The sequence below is a fragment of the Janthinobacterium sp. CG_23.4 genome (genome assembly GCF_029892305.1).
GTDB lineage: Bacteria > Pseudomonadota > Gammaproteobacteria > Burkholderiales > Burkholderiaceae_D > Janthinobacterium > Janthinobacterium lividum_D.
Genome location: NZ_JARXUX010000001.1, coordinates 3,274,998 through 3,292,294, shown reverse-complemented (window position 1 = coordinate 3,292,294; position 17,297 = coordinate 3,274,998). Strand labels below are relative to the sequence as shown.

General features: G+C 60.3%; 16 protein-coding genes. 15 read left to right on the top strand and 1 reads right to left on the bottom strand.

The annotated features are described in order from the left end of the window. The first annotated feature begins 66 nt into the window (after positions 1–66). From ilvC to H4V96_RS14705, 7 genes are all read left to right on the top strand, one after another. On the top strand, positions 67–1,083 hold the full coding sequence (gene ilvC / locus H4V96_RS14735) for a ketol-acid reductoisomerase (protein ID WP_010399753.1): 1,017 nt from the start codon (positions 67–69) through the stop codon (positions 1,081–1,083). Positions 1,084–1,143: 60 nt separating this feature from the next. Further along, entirely contained in the window at positions 1,144–1,590 is a 447-nt protein-coding gene (locus tag H4V96_RS14730) for a hypothetical protein (RefSeq protein WP_196855841.1), read from the top strand. Between the two features lie 236 nt (positions 1,591–1,826). After that, positions 1,827–3,053: an MFS transporter gene (locus H4V96_RS14725; RefSeq protein ID WP_196855840.1), complete on the top strand. Its 1,227-nt coding sequence runs from the start codon at positions 1,827–1,829 to the stop codon at positions 3,051–3,053. Between the two features lie 229 nt (positions 3,054–3,282). Next, complete coding sequence (locus tag H4V96_RS14720; protein WP_196855839.1) at positions 3,283–4,038, top strand: SIMPL domain-containing protein; 756 nt, start codon at positions 3,283–3,285, stop codon at positions 4,036–4,038. Positions 4,039–4,141: 103 nt separating this feature from the next. Continuing rightward, entirely contained in the window at positions 4,142–4,897 is a 756-nt protein-coding gene (locus tag H4V96_RS14715) for an SIMPL domain-containing protein (protein WP_196855838.1), read from the top strand. Positions 4,898–5,053: 156 nt separating this feature from the next. Next, positions 5,054–5,905, top strand: coding sequence for a CDP-diacylglycerol--serine O-phosphatidyltransferase (pssA, locus tag H4V96_RS14710; protein WP_029496543.1), 852 nt, complete (start codon positions 5,054–5,056; stop codon positions 5,903–5,905). 48 nt (positions 5,906–5,953) lie between these two features. Continuing rightward, positions 5,954–7,498 carry a 2-isopropylmalate synthase gene (locus H4V96_RS14705; RefSeq protein WP_196855837.1) on the top strand — a complete coding sequence of 515 codons (1,545 nt, stop codon included), beginning with the start codon at positions 5,954–5,956 and terminating at the stop codon, positions 7,496–7,498. 115 nt (positions 7,499–7,613) lie between these two features. Here the strand turns inward: H4V96_RS14705 and H4V96_RS14700 are convergent, their stop codons facing one another. Next, positions 7,614–8,111 carry a hypothetical protein gene (locus H4V96_RS14700; RefSeq protein ID WP_196855836.1) on the bottom strand — a complete coding sequence of 166 codons (498 nt, stop codon included), beginning with the start codon at positions 8,109–8,111 and terminating at the stop codon, positions 7,614–7,616. 185 nt (positions 8,112–8,296) lie between these two features. Between H4V96_RS14700 and rpsO the strand changes: the two genes are divergently transcribed. From rpsO to tpiA, 8 genes are all read left to right on the top strand, one after another. Continuing rightward, positions 8,297–8,566 (top strand): 30S ribosomal protein S15, encoded by a 270-nt coding sequence (gene rpsO / locus H4V96_RS14695; RefSeq protein WP_010399743.1) that lies wholly within the window; start codon positions 8,297–8,299, stop codon positions 8,564–8,566. Positions 8,567–8,785: 219 nt separating this feature from the next. Then, a complete protein-coding gene (gene pnp, locus H4V96_RS14690) occupies positions 8,786–10,903 on the top strand; it encodes a polyribonucleotide nucleotidyltransferase (RefSeq protein WP_280721026.1) in 2,118 nt (705 codons plus the stop codon). A 418-nt stretch (positions 10,904–11,321) separates the two neighbouring features. After that, positions 11,322–13,286: a methyl-accepting chemotaxis protein gene (locus H4V96_RS14685; protein ID WP_196855835.1), complete on the top strand. Its 1,965-nt coding sequence runs from the start codon at positions 11,322–11,324 to the stop codon at positions 13,284–13,286. Between the two features lie 188 nt (positions 13,287–13,474). Continuing rightward, positions 13,475–13,684 carry a hypothetical protein gene (locus tag H4V96_RS14680; RefSeq protein WP_010399740.1) on the top strand — a complete coding sequence of 70 codons (210 nt, stop codon included), beginning with the start codon at positions 13,475–13,477 and terminating at the stop codon, positions 13,682–13,684. A gap of 264 nt (positions 13,685–13,948) precedes the next feature. Then, positions 13,949–14,710 carry a DUF2807 domain-containing protein gene (locus tag H4V96_RS14675; RefSeq protein WP_196855834.1) on the top strand — a complete coding sequence of 254 codons (762 nt, stop codon included), beginning with the start codon at positions 13,949–13,951 and terminating at the stop codon, positions 14,708–14,710. 78 nt (positions 14,711–14,788) lie between these two features. Continuing rightward, positions 14,789–15,397 (top strand): tetratricopeptide repeat protein, encoded by a 609-nt coding sequence (locus tag H4V96_RS14670; RefSeq protein ID WP_010399738.1) that lies wholly within the window; start codon positions 14,789–14,791, stop codon positions 15,395–15,397. Between the two features lie 94 nt (positions 15,398–15,491). Further along, positions 15,492–16,472, top strand: coding sequence for an NAD(P)H-quinone oxidoreductase (locus H4V96_RS14665; RefSeq protein WP_196855833.1), 981 nt, complete (start codon positions 15,492–15,494; stop codon positions 16,470–16,472). Positions 16,473–16,544: 72 nt separating this feature from the next. Next, positions 16,545–17,294: a triose-phosphate isomerase gene (gene tpiA, locus H4V96_RS14660; protein WP_082261078.1), complete on the top strand. Its 750-nt coding sequence runs from the start codon at positions 16,545–16,547 to the stop codon at positions 17,292–17,294. The last annotated feature ends 3 nt before the right edge of the window (positions 17,295–17,297 follow it).

Here is a 17,297-nt window from a genome sequence, read left to right as displayed (position 1 = left end):
GCAGCACCACGCGGCCCTGGCGCCGCTTTTAAAATAACAATGCATCATCAAATGATAGGAAATACCATGAAAGTTTTTTACGACAAAGACGCTGACATCTCCTTGATCAAAGGCAAGAACGTCGCCATCATCGGCTACGGTTCGCAAGGCCACGCGCACGCACAAAACCTCAACGATTCGGGCGTCAACGTCACCGTCGGCCTGCGCAAGGGCGGCGCTTCGTGGACCAAGGTCGAGCAAGCTGGCTTGAAAGTGGCGGAAGTCAACGACGCCGTGAAAGCGGCCGACGTCATCATGATCTTGCTGCCAGATGAAAACATCGCCCAGGTCTACAACGAAAACATCGCGCCGTTCGCCAAGCAAGGCGCCGTCCTGGCCTTCGCCCACGGCTTCAACGTGCATTACGGTCAAGTCGTGCCACGCGCCGACCTCGATGTCATCATGGTCGCGCCGAAAGCCCCGGGCCACACTGTGCGCGCCACCTACACCCAGGGTGGCGGCGTGCCCCACCTGATCGCCGTGTACCAGGATAAATCGGGCATCGCGCGCGACATCGCCCTGTCCTACGCCTCGGCCAACGGCGGCGGCCGTGCCGGTATCATCGAAACGAATTTCCGTGAAGAAACCGAAACCGATTTGTTCGGCGAGCAAGCAGTGCTGTGCGGCGGCGCCGTGGAACTGATCAAGGCTGGCTTTGAAACCCTGACGGAAGCGGGCTACGCGCCTGAAATGGCGTACTTCGAGTGCTTGCACGAATTGAAGCTGATCGTCGACCTGATCTATGAAGGCGGCATCGCCAACATGAATTACTCGATCTCGAACAACGCCGAATACGGCGAATACGTGACCGGTCCTAAAGTCGTGACCTCGGCTACCAAGGATGCGATGCGTCAATGCCTGAAAGACATTCAAACGGGCGAGTATGCGAAGAGCTTCATCCTGGAAAACAAGGCCGGCGCACCGACCTTGATCTCGCGCCGCCGCCTGACTTCCGAGCACCCGATCGAAGAAGTGGGCGCGAAACTGCGCGCCATGATGCCTTGGATCGCCAAGAACAAGATGGTCGACCAGTCGAAGAACTAAGCAGTCATCATTGTTCCGATAAAGCCGGCGCAAGCCGGCTTTTTTGCGTTTGAGTCCATCATGGCGGCATCTGCGGGTATTGAGATATTTTTTGTTATTATTGCCTCTCATAATGTTTTTAAGGTCAGTAGCGTGAATGTCGTCAATGTCTTGCGTCGCCGTCCCATTTCCCTTGGTGTCATTGCCTTCCTTATGTTGTGGGCTTGCGTGCTTGCGGCGCTTGAATTACTGGCGCAGGGTGCGTTAGCGACAGCGCTGCACTACACGACGCTGTGCGGCATGATCGTCAATCTGGTGGCAGCGGTTGCCATGCTCAAGCGATGCAACTGGGGCCGGTTGCTGTATGTGGGCTGGAATCTGGCCGCTGGCGGCATCGGTTTGGCCACAGCAGCGGACAAAGTGGCGTTGCTGCCAGGCTTGGCGGCGTTTGCCGTTCTTGCATTCTTTCTGTTTCGTCCCAACGTCAATACCTATTTCCGCAGCTTAAATGCGGCGAACGATGCCTGAGTCCGCATGCCGGCCATGGCTGTCGGCGCGGTACATGCGAGTCAGGTCCGGCAGCTAAGCTGGGCTTTCTCTCGTGCACACGTTTTTCACTTCCCTCCTATATAATTCCCAGCTTCCTTTGCAGTTTCCTCTGGACTGCATCTGTTTCGGTATCTGCCGACCGCAACGCGCACCATCGCTATCGTACTGTGCCAGGCGCTCGTTTCTTAGCCGCTTGCGCAAGCTGAAGGACCCTCATGACTGACCGTATCACCGCTACGGCGCCCTCGCAGGCTGCTGTTGATTCTTCCATTCCTATCCTGGCCTTGCTGGCCCTGGCCATGACGGCGTTTCTTGCCCTCCTGTCGGAAACCTTGCCAGCGGGCTTGTTGCCGCAGATCGCCCAGAGCCTCGGTATTTCCGAAGTCATGACGGGCCAGCTCGTCACCGTGTACGCCATCGGCTCCATCCTGACGGCCATACCCTTGACGGCGCTCACCAGCACTTGGCGCCGGCGCAATGTATTGTTGCTGGCCATCATAGGTTTCTTGATTTTCAATACGGCGACAGCCCTCTCGCCCAACTACATGGTCGCCCTGATCTCGCGCTTCGTGACGGGCATGGCCGCCGGGCTGGCCTGGGGCTTGATGGCCGGCTATGCGCGCCGCATGGTGCGTGTCGAGCAGCAGGGCAGGGCGATGGCGATTGCCATGATCGGCACGCCACTGGCCCTGTCGCTGGGCGTGCCGCTGGGTACCTTGATGGGCGGTGTGCTGGGCTGGCGCAGCATCTTTGGCATCATGTCCGGCCTGGCCGTGGTGCTGGTCGCGTGGGTCTTGCTGGCCGTGCCCGATTATCCGGGTCAAAAGAATGGCGAACGCCTGTCGATACGCCAGGTGTTCATGACGCCAGGCGTGCGGCCGATCTTGGCGGTGATCGTCGCCTGGATGCTGGCGCACAATATTTTATATACGTATATCGCACCCTTCCTGGCGCCCTCGGGCTTGCGTCCCCGCGTCGACCTGGTGCTGCTCGTGTATGGCGTGGGCTCGCTGGCCGGCATCTGGCTGGTCAGCCGGCTCATAGACCGCTGGCTGCGCCCGCTTGTGCTGGGCTGCATCGCCGCTTTTGCCCTGCTGGTGGTGTTACTGGGCCTGGCGATGGATGCGCCGGCCGTCATCTATGGCAGCATGGCCATCTGGGGCGTTACCTTCGGCGGCGCCGGGACTTTGCTGCAGACCGCGTCGGCCGATGCCGCTGGCGAGGGCATGGATGTGGCACAGGCGATGGTGGCAACCATCTGGAACGTGGCCATCGCGGGCGGCGGCCTGGCCGGCGGTATGTTGCTTGATGGCTATGGTGTCGCCTCGTTCCCGTGGGCCATGCTGGCCTTGCTACTGGCGGCGCTGGCCATCGCCTGGCGCGCACACCGCTACAGTTTCAAGCCGGGCCGGCGCAGTGGCGGCGCGGTGGTCGGTCATTGAGCACAACGTTGTTTTGAATAACAGCGTATTGAAATGTGAGCAGATGTGACTGGCAGGCGCGTTTTGTGACGATTTGTTAATTTGCGCCACAGGAATGCGTGAGGCGTTAGAATCTACACAGTTTGACAAGTTTTTCAAGCGAATGCGGCGTGCAGCTGAGCACAGTGCACTGCCGCGTTCTTTCTTGTCAGTCACTCAGTCAGTCATTCATTAACCACCGAGGAGTTCCATGAGCGTGATGAAAATCGTCCTTGTTGCCGCCGCAGCCAGCGCTGCCCTGAGCGCACAAGCACAATCCCTGCCCACCAGCGGCACCCTGGTAGTGGTCCCCGCATTTGGCGAAGTCAAGCATGTCAATGACCAGGTCGTTGCCACCCTGGCCATCGAAGAGCAGGATAAGGACAAGGCTGCCGCCGCGTCGCGCGTCAACCAGAAGATGAACAAGGGTATTGCCATCGTCAAGCAGGCCGACGCGTCGGCGGCGCTGAAATCGTATGGCTACTACACCTATCCCGTGTACCCGGAAGAGCGTCCATTGCCAGCCGGCGCTGTCGCCAAACCCCGCCAGCCAACGGCTTGGCGAGTCGGCCAGTATCTGGAAATGACGACGGCCAATCTGGCGACCTTGCCGAAAACCATCTCGGCGGCGCAAGGCGTGTTGACCTTGAATGGCTTGAATTTCGGCTTGAAGCCGGAAACCATCCGCCTGCTCGATGACCAGCGCATCGCCGCTACCTATAAAAACCTCAATGAGCGCGTGGCCGCCATCGCCAAGGCCATGGGCCGCAACGTTTCCGACGCCGTACTCGATACGGTGGACTTCGAAGGTTCTGGCAACTACGCCAATGAAAGCCGTGCTGCCGCCGCACCGATGATGATGCGCGGCGCCAAGATGGCCGAAGACAGCGTCGTTGCCGAACCGAGCTTCGAGCCGGGCGAAACCACGCTCGACATGCGTGTCGTTGGCAAGGTCAAGTTCAAGTAAGCGCGCCAGCGTGGAAAGGTTTTTGCATTAGCCTGTTTTAAAACGCGCATGGGGCTGTTGGCCCCATGCGCGTTTTCACCCCATCATTTTTCAGGAGAACTCCATGAGCTTCATGAAAGCGATGCTGGCCGCCGCTGCTTGCTGCCTTGCCCTGAGCGCGCACGCCCAGACCTTGGTCACCACGGGCAGCCTCGTGGTGGTGCCCGCGAACGGCGACGTGGTGCATGCGAACGACCAGGCGAGCATCATCTTGGCCATCGAAGAGCAGGACCAGGACAAGGCCGCCGCTGCCTCGCGCGTGAATCAAAAGATGAACGATGGCGCGGCCCTCGTCAAGAAGGCCGATCCGCAAGCCGTACTGAAGACCCAGGGCTACTACACGTATGCCGTGTATCCAGAGGCGGCGCCCTTGCCGCCCGGCAGCGTCGCCAAGCCGCGCGTGCCCGCGGGCTGGAGAGTGGGCCAGTACCTGCAGGTGACGACCACCAATTTGGCAGCCTTGCCGAAAACGGTTGCCGCAGCGCAGGGCGTGCTAAGCCTGAACCGTTTGCATTTTGGCTTGGCACCGGCCACCATCGGCAAGCTCGACGAGCAGCGCATCGCCGCCGCCTACAAGAACCTCAATGAGCGCGTGGCCGCCATCGCTGCCGCCATGGGCCGCAATGTCAGTGAGGCAGTGATCGACAGCATCGATTTCGAAGGCTCCGGCCGCTATGCGCAGCGCCCCAATCTGGCCGCTGCACGCGCCATGCGTGCCGACGCCGGCGCTCATGCCGGCAAGCAGGTGGCCGAGCCGAGCTTCGAGGCCGGCGAAACAAGGCTGAACATGGGTCTGGTGGCGAAGATACGCTTCAAATAGAGCTTGAATCGGGGTCAATATTGTCAGCTTGACGCCGCCGCGCTTTTCTTTGGCGGCGGCTCCTCTATAATGGCAACATCGGCAGGCGCATGCCGCAAGACGAATGCGCCTGCCATCTGGCACAGAATCCCCGCAGTACACAAGATATGGAACAACATGGCAAACTTCCCCCGTCGTAGAGGCAAGAACGGCACTCCCGCAGTCTCCAAAGCTTCCCGCTTCAGCAAATTCGTGCGCCAGCCGGTGAGCGACGGCACTGGCAAGAAAACCTTGCGCCGCCGCGGCATTTATCTGTTGCCCAATGCCTTCACGACGGCAGCCTTGTTTTGCGGCTTCTACGCCATCGTCATGGCCATGAACCAGAAATTTGAACATGCGGCCTGGGCCATCTTCATCGCCATGGTCCTTGACGGCCTCGACGGTCGCATCGCGCGCCTGACCAATACGCAGAGCGAATTTGGCGCCCAGTACGACAGCCTGTCCGACATGGTGTCCTTTGGCGCCGCGCCGGCGCTGGTGATCTATGAATGGTCGCTGCGCGGCATGGGTAAGCTAGGCTGGCTGGCCGCCTTCGTGTATTGCGCCGGTGCAGCCCTGCGCCTGGCGCGCTTTAATACCAACATCGCCGTAGTCGACAAGCGCTTCTTCCAGGGCTTGCCCAGCCCGGCGGCTGCGGCCATGGTGGCGGGCTTCATCTTGCTGATGAACGACTTGGAGTTTGCTGGCAACCAGCTGGCCTGGGTATCGTGGGCGATCGCCCTGTTCTCTGGCCTGACTATGGTCACGAATGTGCCGTTCTACAGTTTTAAGGATGTCAATTTCCGCAAGTCCGTGCCCTTTATCGTGGTATTTCTGCTGGCACTGTTCTTTGCGCTTATTTCCATCGACCCGCCGAAAGTGCTGTTTCCGATTTTCATCGCCTATGGCCTGTCCGGTTACGCCGTGTTTTTCTGGCGCATGGCGAAGGGCAAGCCCGTCAGCATCATCCAGACCGAGCCAGAGCATTGATGCGCTGAGTCGGTAGCGTCGCCAGTCTTCAGTCAGCCAGGAGCAGCCATGAGCACCAGCAATCGACTCATCATTTTTGACACCACCTTGCGCGACGGCGAGCAATCGCCGGGCGCTTCCATGACGCGCGAAGAAAAATTGCGCATCGCCAAGCAGCTCGAGCGCATGAAGGTCGACGTGATCGAAGCGGGCTTCGCCGCTGCTTCGCAGGGCGATTTCGAGTCGATACGGGCGATTGCCGGCGCCGTGCGCGAGTCCACCATCTGCTCGCTGTCGCGCGCCAATGAGCGCGACATCGCCCGCGCCGCCGAAGCGCTGGCACCAGCCGAGCGCAAGCGCATACACACCTTTATCGCCACTTCGCCGCTGCACATGCAGATGAAGCTGCGCATGACGCCCGAAGAAGTCTTGCTGCAGGCGCGCAATGCCGTGCGCTACGCGCGCCAGTTCACCGATGACATTGAATTTAGCCCCGAAGACGGCAGCCGCTCCGACGAGGATTTTTTGTGCCGCGTGCTCGAAGCGGTGATCGCCGAGGGCGCCACCACCATCAATTTCCCCGACACGGTCGGTTACGCCGTGCCTGAAATCTTCGGCAATACCATCAAGCGCTTGCGCGAACGCATACCGAATTGCGATCAAGCCATCTGGTCTGTTCATTGTCATAACGACCTCGGCCTGGCTGTGGCCAATTCGCTGGCCGGCGTCATGATAGGCGGCGCGCGGCAGATCGAATGCACGATCAATGGCCTCGGTGAGCGCGCCGGCAACACGGCACTGGAAGAAGTGGTGATGGCGCTGCGCACGCGGGCCGATTATTACAATTTGACGGTAGGCATAGATACGACGCAGATCGTGGCAGCCTCGAAAATGGTGTCGCAGATTACAGGTTTTGCCGTCCAGCCGAACAAGGCGGTGGTGGGGGCGAATGCCTTTGCGCACGCGTCCGGCATCCACCAGGATGGCATATTAAAAGCGCGCGAGACGTATGAAATCATGCGCGCCGAAGACGTGGGCTGGACCGCCAACAAGATCGTGCTGGGAAAACTGTCGGGCCGCAATGCCTTCAAGCAGCGGCTGCACGAACTGGGCATCGCGCTCGAATCCGAGGCCGAAGTGAACGCGGCCTTCCTGCGTTTCAAGGAGTTGGCCGACCGCAAATCCGAGATTTTCGACGAAGATATCATGGCCCTCGTCAGCGAAGAGCAGCAGTCGCAAGGCAGTGAGCACTACCGTTTCATTGCGCTGACACAGCAATCGACGACAGGCTCCGTGCCCCATGCGCGCGTGGAGTTTCTCGTCGGTGGCAAACAATTGCGTTGTGAAGGACAGGGCGACGGCCCCGTCGATGCCGCCGTCAATGCCATCGAAAGCGCCGCTGCCAGTGGGGCGGAGCTGGTCTTATTCTCCGTCAATGCGATCAGCACGGGCACGCAGTCGCAGGGCGAAGTGACGATGCGCCTGTCGCGTGACGGGCGCATCGTCAACGGCGTGGGCTTTGATTCGGATATCGTCGTCGCCTCGGCCAAGGCCTACCTGGCGGCACTGAACAAGCTGCATGCGAAGGATGAGCGTATCGACCCGCAGCCGTAGGTCGGGGTCAGACCCGTCGGGGGAATGCGGCCCAATGGGGCGCATTTCGATTCCGCAAGAACTGACCCCATAATTTGCATTTGGGATAGGCGCTAGTGTTGATGCAAGACGCTCGTCACCAGAAAAACCGCCGTTCTTCCTTGTCCGGATCGGGGCCGTTCAGCATCATGCGCACGATGCCGTCGCGGTCGAAGTGCACGTGCATCATGGAATCCCACACGCCCGATTCCTTGTAGCGGTAAGACCAGACGACTAATTTCGGGATCGATAGATAGGATTTTTCCGTTGGGCGACCCAGCAGGTGCAGCACGTCTTGCTGCTTCGATACGCCGACCTTGACGCGGGCAAAGCCGGGCGTGTCGAGCACTTGCTCGTAGGAAATGAGCTTGTCGTCGGGGCCAAAGCGGGCCATATAAGTGTACTGGCCGTAGGGCCCCGTGGCATATTCGAGTTCCAGCCCACTGGGCAACTGGTAAATGCTGCTCGGTCTGCCCAGGCGCGCTTCCACGGCGGCGCGCGGTTCGCCCGCTTGCGGCGGCGGAGCGCCCAGGCTGGCGCAGCCCGCCAGCACGGCAAGCAGTAGCGGTGTTGCAAATTTGAATATGGTTTTCAAGTTTGTGCTCCTCAAATGCAGGAAAATCTGATCATGCGCCGAGAAAAGCCCGCACTGCAGGATACAGGCGGGCTTTTTTCCGATATACTTGCGCGTCTGGTTGTAAGCATAGACCAGTATTTTAATAATCGTAGTTCACGGTGGATAGGGTTCAGACTCTGTGCACCGCATGTGAAAGGTTTATCATGACAGTAGAAAACATCAACAAAGCCGCTATCATCGCGGACAACGCACGTGGTCAAAACGACACCGGCTCCCCTGAAGTGCAAGTTGCACTGCTGACAGCTCGCATCAACGAACTGAACGGCCACTTCAAAGCCCACTCGAAAGATCACCACTCCCGCCGCGGCCTGATCATGATGGTCAACCGTCGTAAGAGCCTGTTGTCCTACCTGAAGGCTAAAGACGCTACCCGTTATCGCGACCTGATCGCTAAACTTGGTCTGCGCAAGTAATTTTTGCCGTACAAGGTTTATACAGAAATGCCTGCGCCAGTTCGCTGACGCGGGCATTTTTTCATTTGAATTCCGGATTTATGTCGGTAAGTGCAGTACTGTGTATCGATATCATGCTGTAAAAGTAAGGTAGTAAAGGCGGCAACTTTTTTTCGCCGCCTGTGGTGAGGTGAACGACAGCCCCTGAAAATCTGTCGGCAATTAGAAAAGGGATACCCCATGTTTAACAAAGTTACGAAAACCTTCCAGTACGGTCAACACCAAGTGACCCTGGAAACCGGCGAAATCGCGCGTCAGGCATCCGGCGCAGTGCTGGTGTCGATCGAAGATACCGTCGTTCTGGCAACGGTGGTGGCACGCAAAGATGCCAAGCCAGGCCAGGATTTCTTCCCTTTGACGGTTGATTATGTTGAGAAAACCTATGCTGCCGGTAAAATCCCGGGCGGTTTTTTCAAGCGCGAAGGCCGTCCTTCCGAAAAAGAAACACTGACATCGCGTCTGATCGATCGTCCTATCCGTCCCTTGTTCCCGGAAGGCTACCTGAATGAAGTGCAAGTCATCATTCACGTGCTGTCGGTCAACCCGGAAATCGATCCAGATATCGCCGCCATGATAGGCGCATCGGCTGCCCTGTGCGTATCGGGCGTGCCTTTCAACGGCCCTATCGGCGCTGCGCGCGTCGGTTACGCGAATGGCCAGTACATCCTGAACCCAACCGTTCAGCAACTGAAAACGTCGGAAATGGACCTGGTTGTCGCCGGTACCGAAACGGCCGTGCTGATGGTCGAATCGGAAGCGAAACAGCTGTCCGAAGAAATCATGCTGGGCGCCGTGGTCTTCGGCCACGACCAGATGAAAGTCGTCATCGACGCGATTCACGACCTGGTGCGTGACGGCGGCAAGCCGGAAGTGGAATGGGCGCCAGCGCCGAAAAACGAAGCACTGATCGCCCGCGTCGCGCATTTCGCCAACGCCAAGATCAATGATGCGTATCAAACCAAGGACAAGCAAGAGCGTACGGCCAAGCTGAAAGCGGCAACGTCGGAAGTGATCGCCGACCTGTCGGCGGAAGCGGCTGCTGCCGGTGGCGCCGCCATCGACAGCGCCGAAGTGAACAACATCCTGTTCGACATCGAAGCGAAAATCGTGCGTACGCAAATCCTCGACGGCGAGCCACGCATCGACGGCCGCGACACGCGCACCGTGCGTCCGATCTCGATTCGCACCAGCGTGCTGCCACGCACCCACGGTTCGGCCCTGTTTACGCGCGGCGAAACGCAAGCGCTGGTCGTCGCTACCCTGGGCACCGCCCGCGACAGCCAGAAAATCGATGCACTGATGGGCGAGTTCACCGATTCGTTCATGCTCCATTACAACATGCCTCCGTTCGCCACCGGCGAAACGGGCCGCGTCGGTACGCCTAAGCGCCGCGAAATCGGTCACGGCCGCCTGGCCAAGCGCGCGCTGATCGCCGCCCTGCCAGCAGCGGAAGAGTTCAGCTACTCGGTACGCCTGGTGTCGGAAATCACGGAATCGAACGGTTCCTCGTCGATGGCATCGGTCTGCGGCGGCTGCCTGGCACTGATGGACGCCGGCGTGCCGATGAAAGAACACGTGGCCGGTATCGCCATGGGCTTGATCAAGGAAGGCGGCAAGTTTGCCGTGCTGTCCGATATCCTGGGCGACGAAGATCACTTGGGCGACATGGACTTCAAGGTAGCCGGTACCCGCAACGGTATCACGGCGCTGCAGATGGACATCAAGATCATGGGCATCACCAAGGAAATCATGCAAGTGGCACTGGCGCAAGCCAAGGAAGGCCGCGAGCACATCCTGGGTGAAATGCAAAAAGCCATGCCGCACGTTAAAACCGAACTGTCCGATTTCGCACCGCGTCTGATCACCATCAAGATCAACCCGGAAAAAATCCGTGACGTGATCGGCAAGGGCGGCGCCGTGATTCGCGCGCTGACCGAAGAGACGGGCACCCAGATCGACATCAGCGACGAAGGCGTGGTCACCATCGCTTCCGTGGACGCTGCTGCCGGCCAGGAAGCCAAGCGCCGCATCGAAGAGCTGACCGCTTCCGTTGAAGTGGGCAAGACCTACGAAGGCACCGTGCTGAAACTGCTGGACTTCGGCGCCATCGTGCAAGTCATGCCAGGCAAGGACGGCTTGCTGCACATCTCGCAGATCGCCAGTGAGCGTGTCAACGCCGTGGCCGACTACCTGAAAGAAGGTCAGCTGGTACGCGTCAAAGTGCTGGAAACGGACGACCGTGGCCGTTTGAAGCTGTCGATGAAAGCTGCTGAAGGCAACGAAGCGCCAGCCGCTTAAGTTCGTTTCAGTTCGCCAGACCGCGGCTTTGGCCGCAGTCTCAAAAGCCGCCAGCGCGCAAGCCCTGGCGGTTTTTTGCGTTTTGTTGGTGCGCCATCGAAGATGTGTGCACGACTCGTGCATCGATCTTGATACCAGCCGCAAGGCCGCGTTTTCTTACTTGCAGATGCAGCAGGCGCCCACGATGCGCGCTGGCCGTCGTCTTGCTGCATGTTGTCGCGTCCGGTGTTCTGGTGCCGCTGGACAATGCGCCCACGTCGGCAGCGCTGCCTGGCGCAAGCTGCGCGATCAGATGCAGTCTATATCCGGTATCAATTGTTGTTTATGAGTAATCGACTGTCGGTATTGCTTGACGATAAAATCGTATTCCCCGAGGATGGAAATGCTTTCCCGATTCCCCTTTTCTATTGGATGCCCCATGTTGTCCTCCCTTAAGGTACGGTTGATCGCCATCGCCGTTTCCATCGTCGTGCTGGCCATGCTGGCCGTTGCCATCGCCAATTTCTATACCACGCGCTCAAGCACCTTGGCCGCGCTCGACACGCAGATGTTGCAGCTGTCGCACAGCCATGCGGCGGCCATCGCCGAATGGTTGCGCTCCAAGCAAGCCACCGTGGCTTCGCTCAAGCAGGCCGCCACGGCGGCCGATCCGCTGCCGGCCTTGAAGGCGGCCGAGCAGGCGGGCACGTTTGACATGGCGTATATCGGCTATGCCGATAAGCACGCGGTCTTTTCACAGGAGCGCAAGCGCGCCGCCGACTACGATCCCACGGCGCGGCCCTGGTACAAGAAGGCATCCGAATCGGGCGGTCCCATCATCACGGCGCCGTATATCGGCGCCAGCACGGGCAAGCTGGTGGTGACGTTTGCCGAGCCGCTGGGCGGCAAGGGGAGCGTGACGGGGGTGATGGCGGCTGACGTGATGATGGATGCCGTGCTGCAAAATGTGGCCTCGATCAAGCCAACCGCGTCCAGCTACGGCTTCCTCGTCGATGGCGGCGGCAAGATCATCGCCCACCCGGACGGCAAGCTGATCTTGAAGCCCTTGGCCGAGCTGGCGCCGGGCCTGAGCGCGCAGGTGCTGGGCGATATTGAAAAGAGCGGCGATGGCGGCGTCATCCGCATTGGCGAGCGCGATGGCATCTTGCACGTGAGCAAGGTGCCGGGCAGCGACTGGCTGCTCGCTACCGTGCTCGACCGCGCAGAAGCGACGCAAGCGCTCAGTTCCATGCTGCGCTCCTCGGTCTTGACGGCCTTGCTGGTGCTGGCCCTGGCCGCCGCCGTATTGAGCGCGCTGGTGGCGCGCGCCCTGCGCCGCCTGGTCCTGGTGCGCGATGCGATGGAAGCGATCGCCACCGGCGACGGCGACCTGACCAGCCGCCTCGATGCGCAAGGCGCCGATGAACTGGCGCAGATCGCCAAGGCCTTCAATTTATTCGTTGAAAAGATCTCCACCGTGCTGCTGCAGATCCGCAACATCAGCGCCATGGTGCGCAGCGAGTCGGCCGATATCGCCGCCGGCAACGCCGACCTGTCTTCGCGCACGGAAGCGCAGGCCGGTGCGCTGGAAGAAACAGCCAGTTCGATGGATGAGTTGACATCGACGGTCAGGCAGAATGCGGAAAACGCGCACACCGCCAACGAGCTGGCCGTGTCCGCTTCGGAAGTGGCGGCCAAGGGCGGCCACGTGATGCTGCAGGTGGTCGGTACCATGTCCGGCATCCAGGAAAGTTCGCGCAAGATCGTCGATATTATCGGCGTGATCGATAGTATTGCTTTCCAGACCAATATCCTGGCGCTGAATGCTGCCGTCGAGGCGGCGCGGGCGGGCGAGCAGGGCAGGGGCTTTGCCGTGGTGGCGTCAGAAGTGCGCAACTTGGCGCAGCGCTCCAGCCAGGCGGCCAGGGAAATCAAGGAATTGATCGGCGATTCGGTGGAGAAGGTGGACGCTGGCGGCCGCCTTGTCGATGAAGCGGGCCAGACCATGGATCAGGTGGTCGCTTCGGTACAGCAATTGACGACCATCATGAGTGAGATCACGGTGGCCAGCCGCGAGCAGAGTGCCGGCATTGGCGAGATCAATACGGCAGTGACCCACATGGATACCATGACGCAGCAAAACGCCGCGCTGGTCGAACAGGCGGCCGCGGCAGCAGAAAGCCTGCAGGAGCAGGCGGTGGACCTGGCGCAGGCCGTCGGCATGTTCCGCCTGGGCGATGCGGGTGTTGCTGCGGCGTCCGCGCCCGTGAAGCGCCCCAAGGCCAGGCCGGCAGCGTCGGCTCCGCGCGCGCCGGCCCGTGCTCTGTCGCCGGTCAAGCCGATGTCGCCGGCCAAGCCGCTCAAGGCGGCCAAGTCCGGCGCCGACGAGTGGGAAGAGTTTTAAGCGCGCCGCAGTTGTGATGCTGATCGGCGACGTGGATAGGCAATGTTGATGCGCCACGTTCATCCGCGTTTTTGTCAGGCCAGCCTGCCAAAAGTGCAGTTCGTCGCAATCGGCGTGTCGGCCGGGGGCGGTATGGCTATAGTGACACCATACCGCAAGCCCACTGCCAGACACCCGAGGAGAACATCATGAACGTCGCTAAAAACATGGAAATCATTGCCGTTGCCGCCGCCATCGTGCTCAGCATCAGCTGCTACGCCATCGCCCCGGCCGCTCCCGCCCTGCAAGTGGCAAGCTCGACGGCCAGCGTGCCCGCAGTGCATGGCAAGGCCAGCATGCCGGTGGTCTTGGTCAAGGCCAAGCGTCTGAGCGCCGCAGAAAAATCACGTTTCGCATAAGGCCGCGAGCAACCTCTGTTGCACGTTGCTCGTTGCACGTTGCTCGTTGCAGGTCGCGCTCACCGATGCGCTCTGTGCCTGCCGCAATTCTGCTTGCCTGCCCTGGCGCGATGCCGGGCCCCGCTGCTGTGGGCGACGATACTATGCGGCGTCAAAATCATTGTCAGCAATTTTTGGCGCTGCTACAGTGCTGCTGCGCGAGCAAGGCGGGCGCCCCTGGCTGGCGGCCAGACAGATAAAAACAAGATACCGAGGATGCACTAGATGAAAAAGACATTGCAATTGGCACTGCTGTTCCTGGCCACACTGGGCCTGGTCCGCGGCGCGGTCGCCGAGACGCGTTTGCTGGAAATGCGCAACATCGACGCCCGCGTGGTGCGCGTCAAGCTCGATGGCGTGATGGAAGTGCGCATACGCCAAGGTAACGTGCCTTCGCTGAGCATCACGGCCGACAAGCGCTACATCGCCGATGTCAGCACGGTGCAAAGTGGCGATACCCTGCACATCGAGACGGCAGTGCGTGGCTTCAAGATATCGCCCGCAGCGATACGCGCCGAACTGGTCCTGCCGAACTTGCGCGAACTGAGCTCGGAAGGCTTTGGCAGCACCGACATCAGCGGTTTCAAGGGCGAGGAGCTAACGCTGTCGCTGGAAGGGGCGGGCAGCATCAAGCTGGTGGGCGACTACCGCAAGCTCGATGCCAGCCTGGGCGGCGTGGGCAGCATGCAGCTCTGGGTTGGTAATAATGAGCGGGCCGAGCTGGATTTGCAGGGTGCGGGCTCGGTGGTGTTGGGGGGGCGCGGGCGCCTCCTGAAGGCCAGCCTGGGCGGACTGGGTAGTCTGAATGCGCAGCAGTTCGAAGCGGACGCCGTCAACCTCGAATTGAGCGGCCTCGGCAATGCCACGGTGCATGCCCATACGTATGCCAAGCTGAGCTTGAGCGGACTCGGTTCGGTGGTGGTGTACGGCAAGCCAGCCAACCGCGATGTCAGCGTCGATGGCTTGGGCAAAGTCAGCTGGAAATAAAAGCATCCTGCCGCAGGTGTTATTGGTAGGAAAAAATTCGCAGGAAAAGAATAAGTAGTCAGACCACATCCCATTCCGATGAAAAAACTGATCATTACATTACTCATGCTGTTGACGATACAGCTACCCGCGCGGGCCGGCTTCGTCGAAGGCGCCAGCGCCTACAACAACAAGAATTACGCGCTGGCCCACAAGGAAATAGTACCTCTTGCGAAGATTGGCAATGCCGACGCGCAGCATTTGCTGGGTTTGATGTATTACATGGGGCGCGGCTTGCCGCAGGATTACAGGCAAGCCATGTTTTGGCACCGCAAGGCGGCCGAGCAGGGCAAGGCCGATGCCCAGTATGTGGTGGGCGCCATGTATTACACGGGTAACGCCGTACTGCAAGACCATAATCAGGCCGTCAGCTGGTTCCGCAAGGCGGCCGAACAGAATCATGCGCAGGCGCAGCAGGTGCTGGGACTGATGTATCGCTACCACATCGGTGGCGTGCAGCAGGACAACGTCATCGCCTACATGTTGTGGAACCTGGCAGCGGCAAATGGCAACGCCAATGCGGCCGACCAGCGCGCCGCCGTGTTGCGCAAGATGACGCATGAGCAAGTAGAGGAAGGTCAGGCCCTGTCGGCGCAGTGGAAGCCGGGCACGCCCTTGCCGCGCCAGTCGAAGACGGGTGCCGGCTGACGCGCAGCCTGCCGCAAGTGGTGGCCGCAAGAGGTGGCTGCAACGGTCGGTGGCTTGGCGTACAATCGGCGTTTTTCCTTGAGAGAGTCGCCCCATGCGCGCAGTTGCCATCAGCCAGCCAGGTCCCGCCGACGTTTTGCAGATCACGCAACGTCCCATGCCGCAATTTAAAGCGGGCGAGCTGCTCATTAAGGTGCACGCGGCCGGCATTAACCGTCCCGACGTGTTGCAGCGCCTGGGGAAATATGCGCCGCCGGCCGGTGCATCCGACTTGCCGGGCCTGGAAGTGGCCGGTGAAGTCGTCGATGGCGATTTTGCCAATACCGGATGGCAGAAGGGCGACCTGGTCTGCGCCCTGGTGCAGGGTGGCGGCTATGCCGAATACTGTGCCGCCCCAAGCGGGCAATGCTTGCCCTTGCCGCACGGCTTGACGGCGCTCGAAGGCGCGTCCCTGCCGGAAAACTTCTTTACCGTCTGGAGCAATGTCTTCGACCGCTGTGCGCTGGCCGAGGGTGAAACCTTGCTGGTGCAGGGCGGCACGTCCGGCATCGGCGTGGCGGCGATTCAATTGGCGGCCGCGCTCGGCCACCGCGTATTCGCCACGGCCGGTAGCGACGAGAAGGCGCGCGCCTGCGAAGCACTGGGCGCCGAACGGGGCATCAATTACCGCACGGAAGATTTCGTTGCCGTCGTCAAGGAGTTGACGGCAGGCCGTGGTGTGGATGTCATCCTCGACATGGTGGGAGGCGATTACTTGCCGCGCGAAATCGATTGTCTTGCCGACGATGGTCGCATCGGCCTGATCGCCGTGCAGGGCGGCAGCAAGGCTACCGTCGACCTGGGGCAAGTGCTGCGCCGCCGCCTCAGTATCAGCGGTTCGACCTTGCGCCCCCGTTCCGTGGCCTTCAAGGCTGCCATCGCGAAGCACCTGCGCACGACTGTCTGGCCGCTGATCGAGGCGGGCAAGATCAAACCGGTGATCTATCAAACTTTCCCAATCGAAAAAGCCGGCGAAGCGCATGCCTTGATGGAATCGAGCACGCACGTGGGCAAGATCATGCTGCAAGTTGCCTGAAACGTGGCACTGCCTGTTTGACCGGCCTCGGTGCCGGAGTTAGAATGACGGGTTATTAGAATTTAGGCTACTATGCGTCGCAAACTCGTCGTCGGAAATTGGAAAATGAACGGCAGTCGCACCTCGAACGCGGTGTTATTGTCTGAAATAGTTGCTGGTCTGGCTGCCTCTGGCGCCGCCAGCGCCGTCTGCGTGCCTGCGCCGTATCTGGCGCAGTGCCAGGCGCAATTGGCAGGCTCGGCGCTTGGCTGGGGCGCGCAGGATGTATCTGCGCATGCCAGTGGTGCATACACGGGAGAAATCTCGGCCGCCATGCTGCAAGATTTTGCTTGCGGTTATGTGGTGATCGGGCATTCCGAGCGTCGTGCCTACCATGGCGAGAGCGATGCGCAGGTGGCGGCCAAGACGCTAGCCGCGCTGGCGGCAGGCATCACGCCTATCGTTTGCATAGGCGAGACCCTGGCGCAGCGCGAAGCGGGCCAGACCGACGCCGTCGTGGCGCAGCAATTGGGCGCCGTGCTGGCGGCCATTTCCGTCGCCGACGTGGCGAAACTGGTGCTGGCGTATGAGCCGGTGTGGGCCATTGGTACTGGCAAGACGGCCACGCCGCAAATGGCGCAGGACGTGCATCAGGTGTTGCGCGGCCAGTTGGCGGTAAAGAATGCGGTAGCGGCGGCCGGCGTGCAGATCTTGTACGGCGGCAGCATGAAGCCGGAGAACGCGAAAGAATTGATGGCAATGCCGGATATTGATGGCGGTCTGATCGGTGGGGCAGCATTGAAGGCGGCGGATTTCCTGGCAATTATTCACGCCGTTGATTGAATT

What these genes read in the sequence shown, in the direction of transcription:
- pssA (WP_029496543.1), top strand. Translation starts at nt 5,054, where the DNA reads ATGGCAAACTTCCCCCGTCGTAGAGGCAAGAACGGCACTCCCGCAGTC.
- H4V96_RS14715 (WP_196855838.1), top strand. Translation starts at nt 4,142, where the DNA reads ATGAGCTTCATGAAAGCGATGCTGGCCGCCGCTGCTTGCTGCCTTGCC.
- H4V96_RS14720 (WP_196855839.1), top strand. Translation starts at nt 3,283, where the DNA reads ATGAGCGTGATGAAAATCGTCCTTGTTGCCGCCGCAGCCAGCGCTGCC.
- pnp (WP_280721026.1), top strand. Translation starts at nt 8,786, where the DNA reads ATGTTTAACAAAGTTACGAAAACCTTCCAGTACGGTCAACACCAAGTG.
- rpsO (WP_010399743.1), top strand. Translation starts at nt 8,297, where the DNA reads ATGACAGTAGAAAACATCAACAAAGCCGCTATCATCGCGGACAACGCA.
- ilvC (WP_010399753.1), top strand. Translation starts at nt 67, where the DNA reads ATGAAAGTTTTTTACGACAAAGACGCTGACATCTCCTTGATCAAAGGC.
- H4V96_RS14725 (WP_196855840.1), top strand. Translation starts at nt 1,827, where the DNA reads ATGACTGACCGTATCACCGCTACGGCGCCCTCGCAGGCTGCTGTTGAT.
- H4V96_RS14730 (WP_196855841.1), top strand. Translation starts at nt 1,144, where the DNA reads ATGGCGGCATCTGCGGGTATTGAGATATTTTTTGTTATTATTGCCTCT.
- H4V96_RS14680 (WP_010399740.1), top strand. Translation starts at nt 13,475, where the DNA reads ATGAACGTCGCTAAAAACATGGAAATCATTGCCGTTGCCGCCGCCATC.
- tpiA (WP_082261078.1), top strand. Translation starts at nt 16,545, where the DNA reads ATGCGTCGCAAACTCGTCGTCGGAAATTGGAAAATGAACGGCAGTCGC.
- H4V96_RS14665 (WP_196855833.1), top strand. Translation starts at nt 15,492, where the DNA reads ATGCGCGCAGTTGCCATCAGCCAGCCAGGTCCCGCCGACGTTTTGCAG.
- H4V96_RS14685 (WP_196855835.1), top strand. Translation starts at nt 11,322, where the DNA reads ATGTTGTCCTCCCTTAAGGTACGGTTGATCGCCATCGCCGTTTCCATC.
- H4V96_RS14705 (WP_196855837.1), top strand. Translation starts at nt 5,954, where the DNA reads ATGAGCACCAGCAATCGACTCATCATTTTTGACACCACCTTGCGCGAC.
- H4V96_RS14670 (WP_010399738.1), top strand. Translation starts at nt 14,789, where the DNA reads ATGAAAAAACTGATCATTACATTACTCATGCTGTTGACGATACAGCTA.
- H4V96_RS14675 (WP_196855834.1), top strand. Translation starts at nt 13,949, where the DNA reads ATGAAAAAGACATTGCAATTGGCACTGCTGTTCCTGGCCACACTGGGC.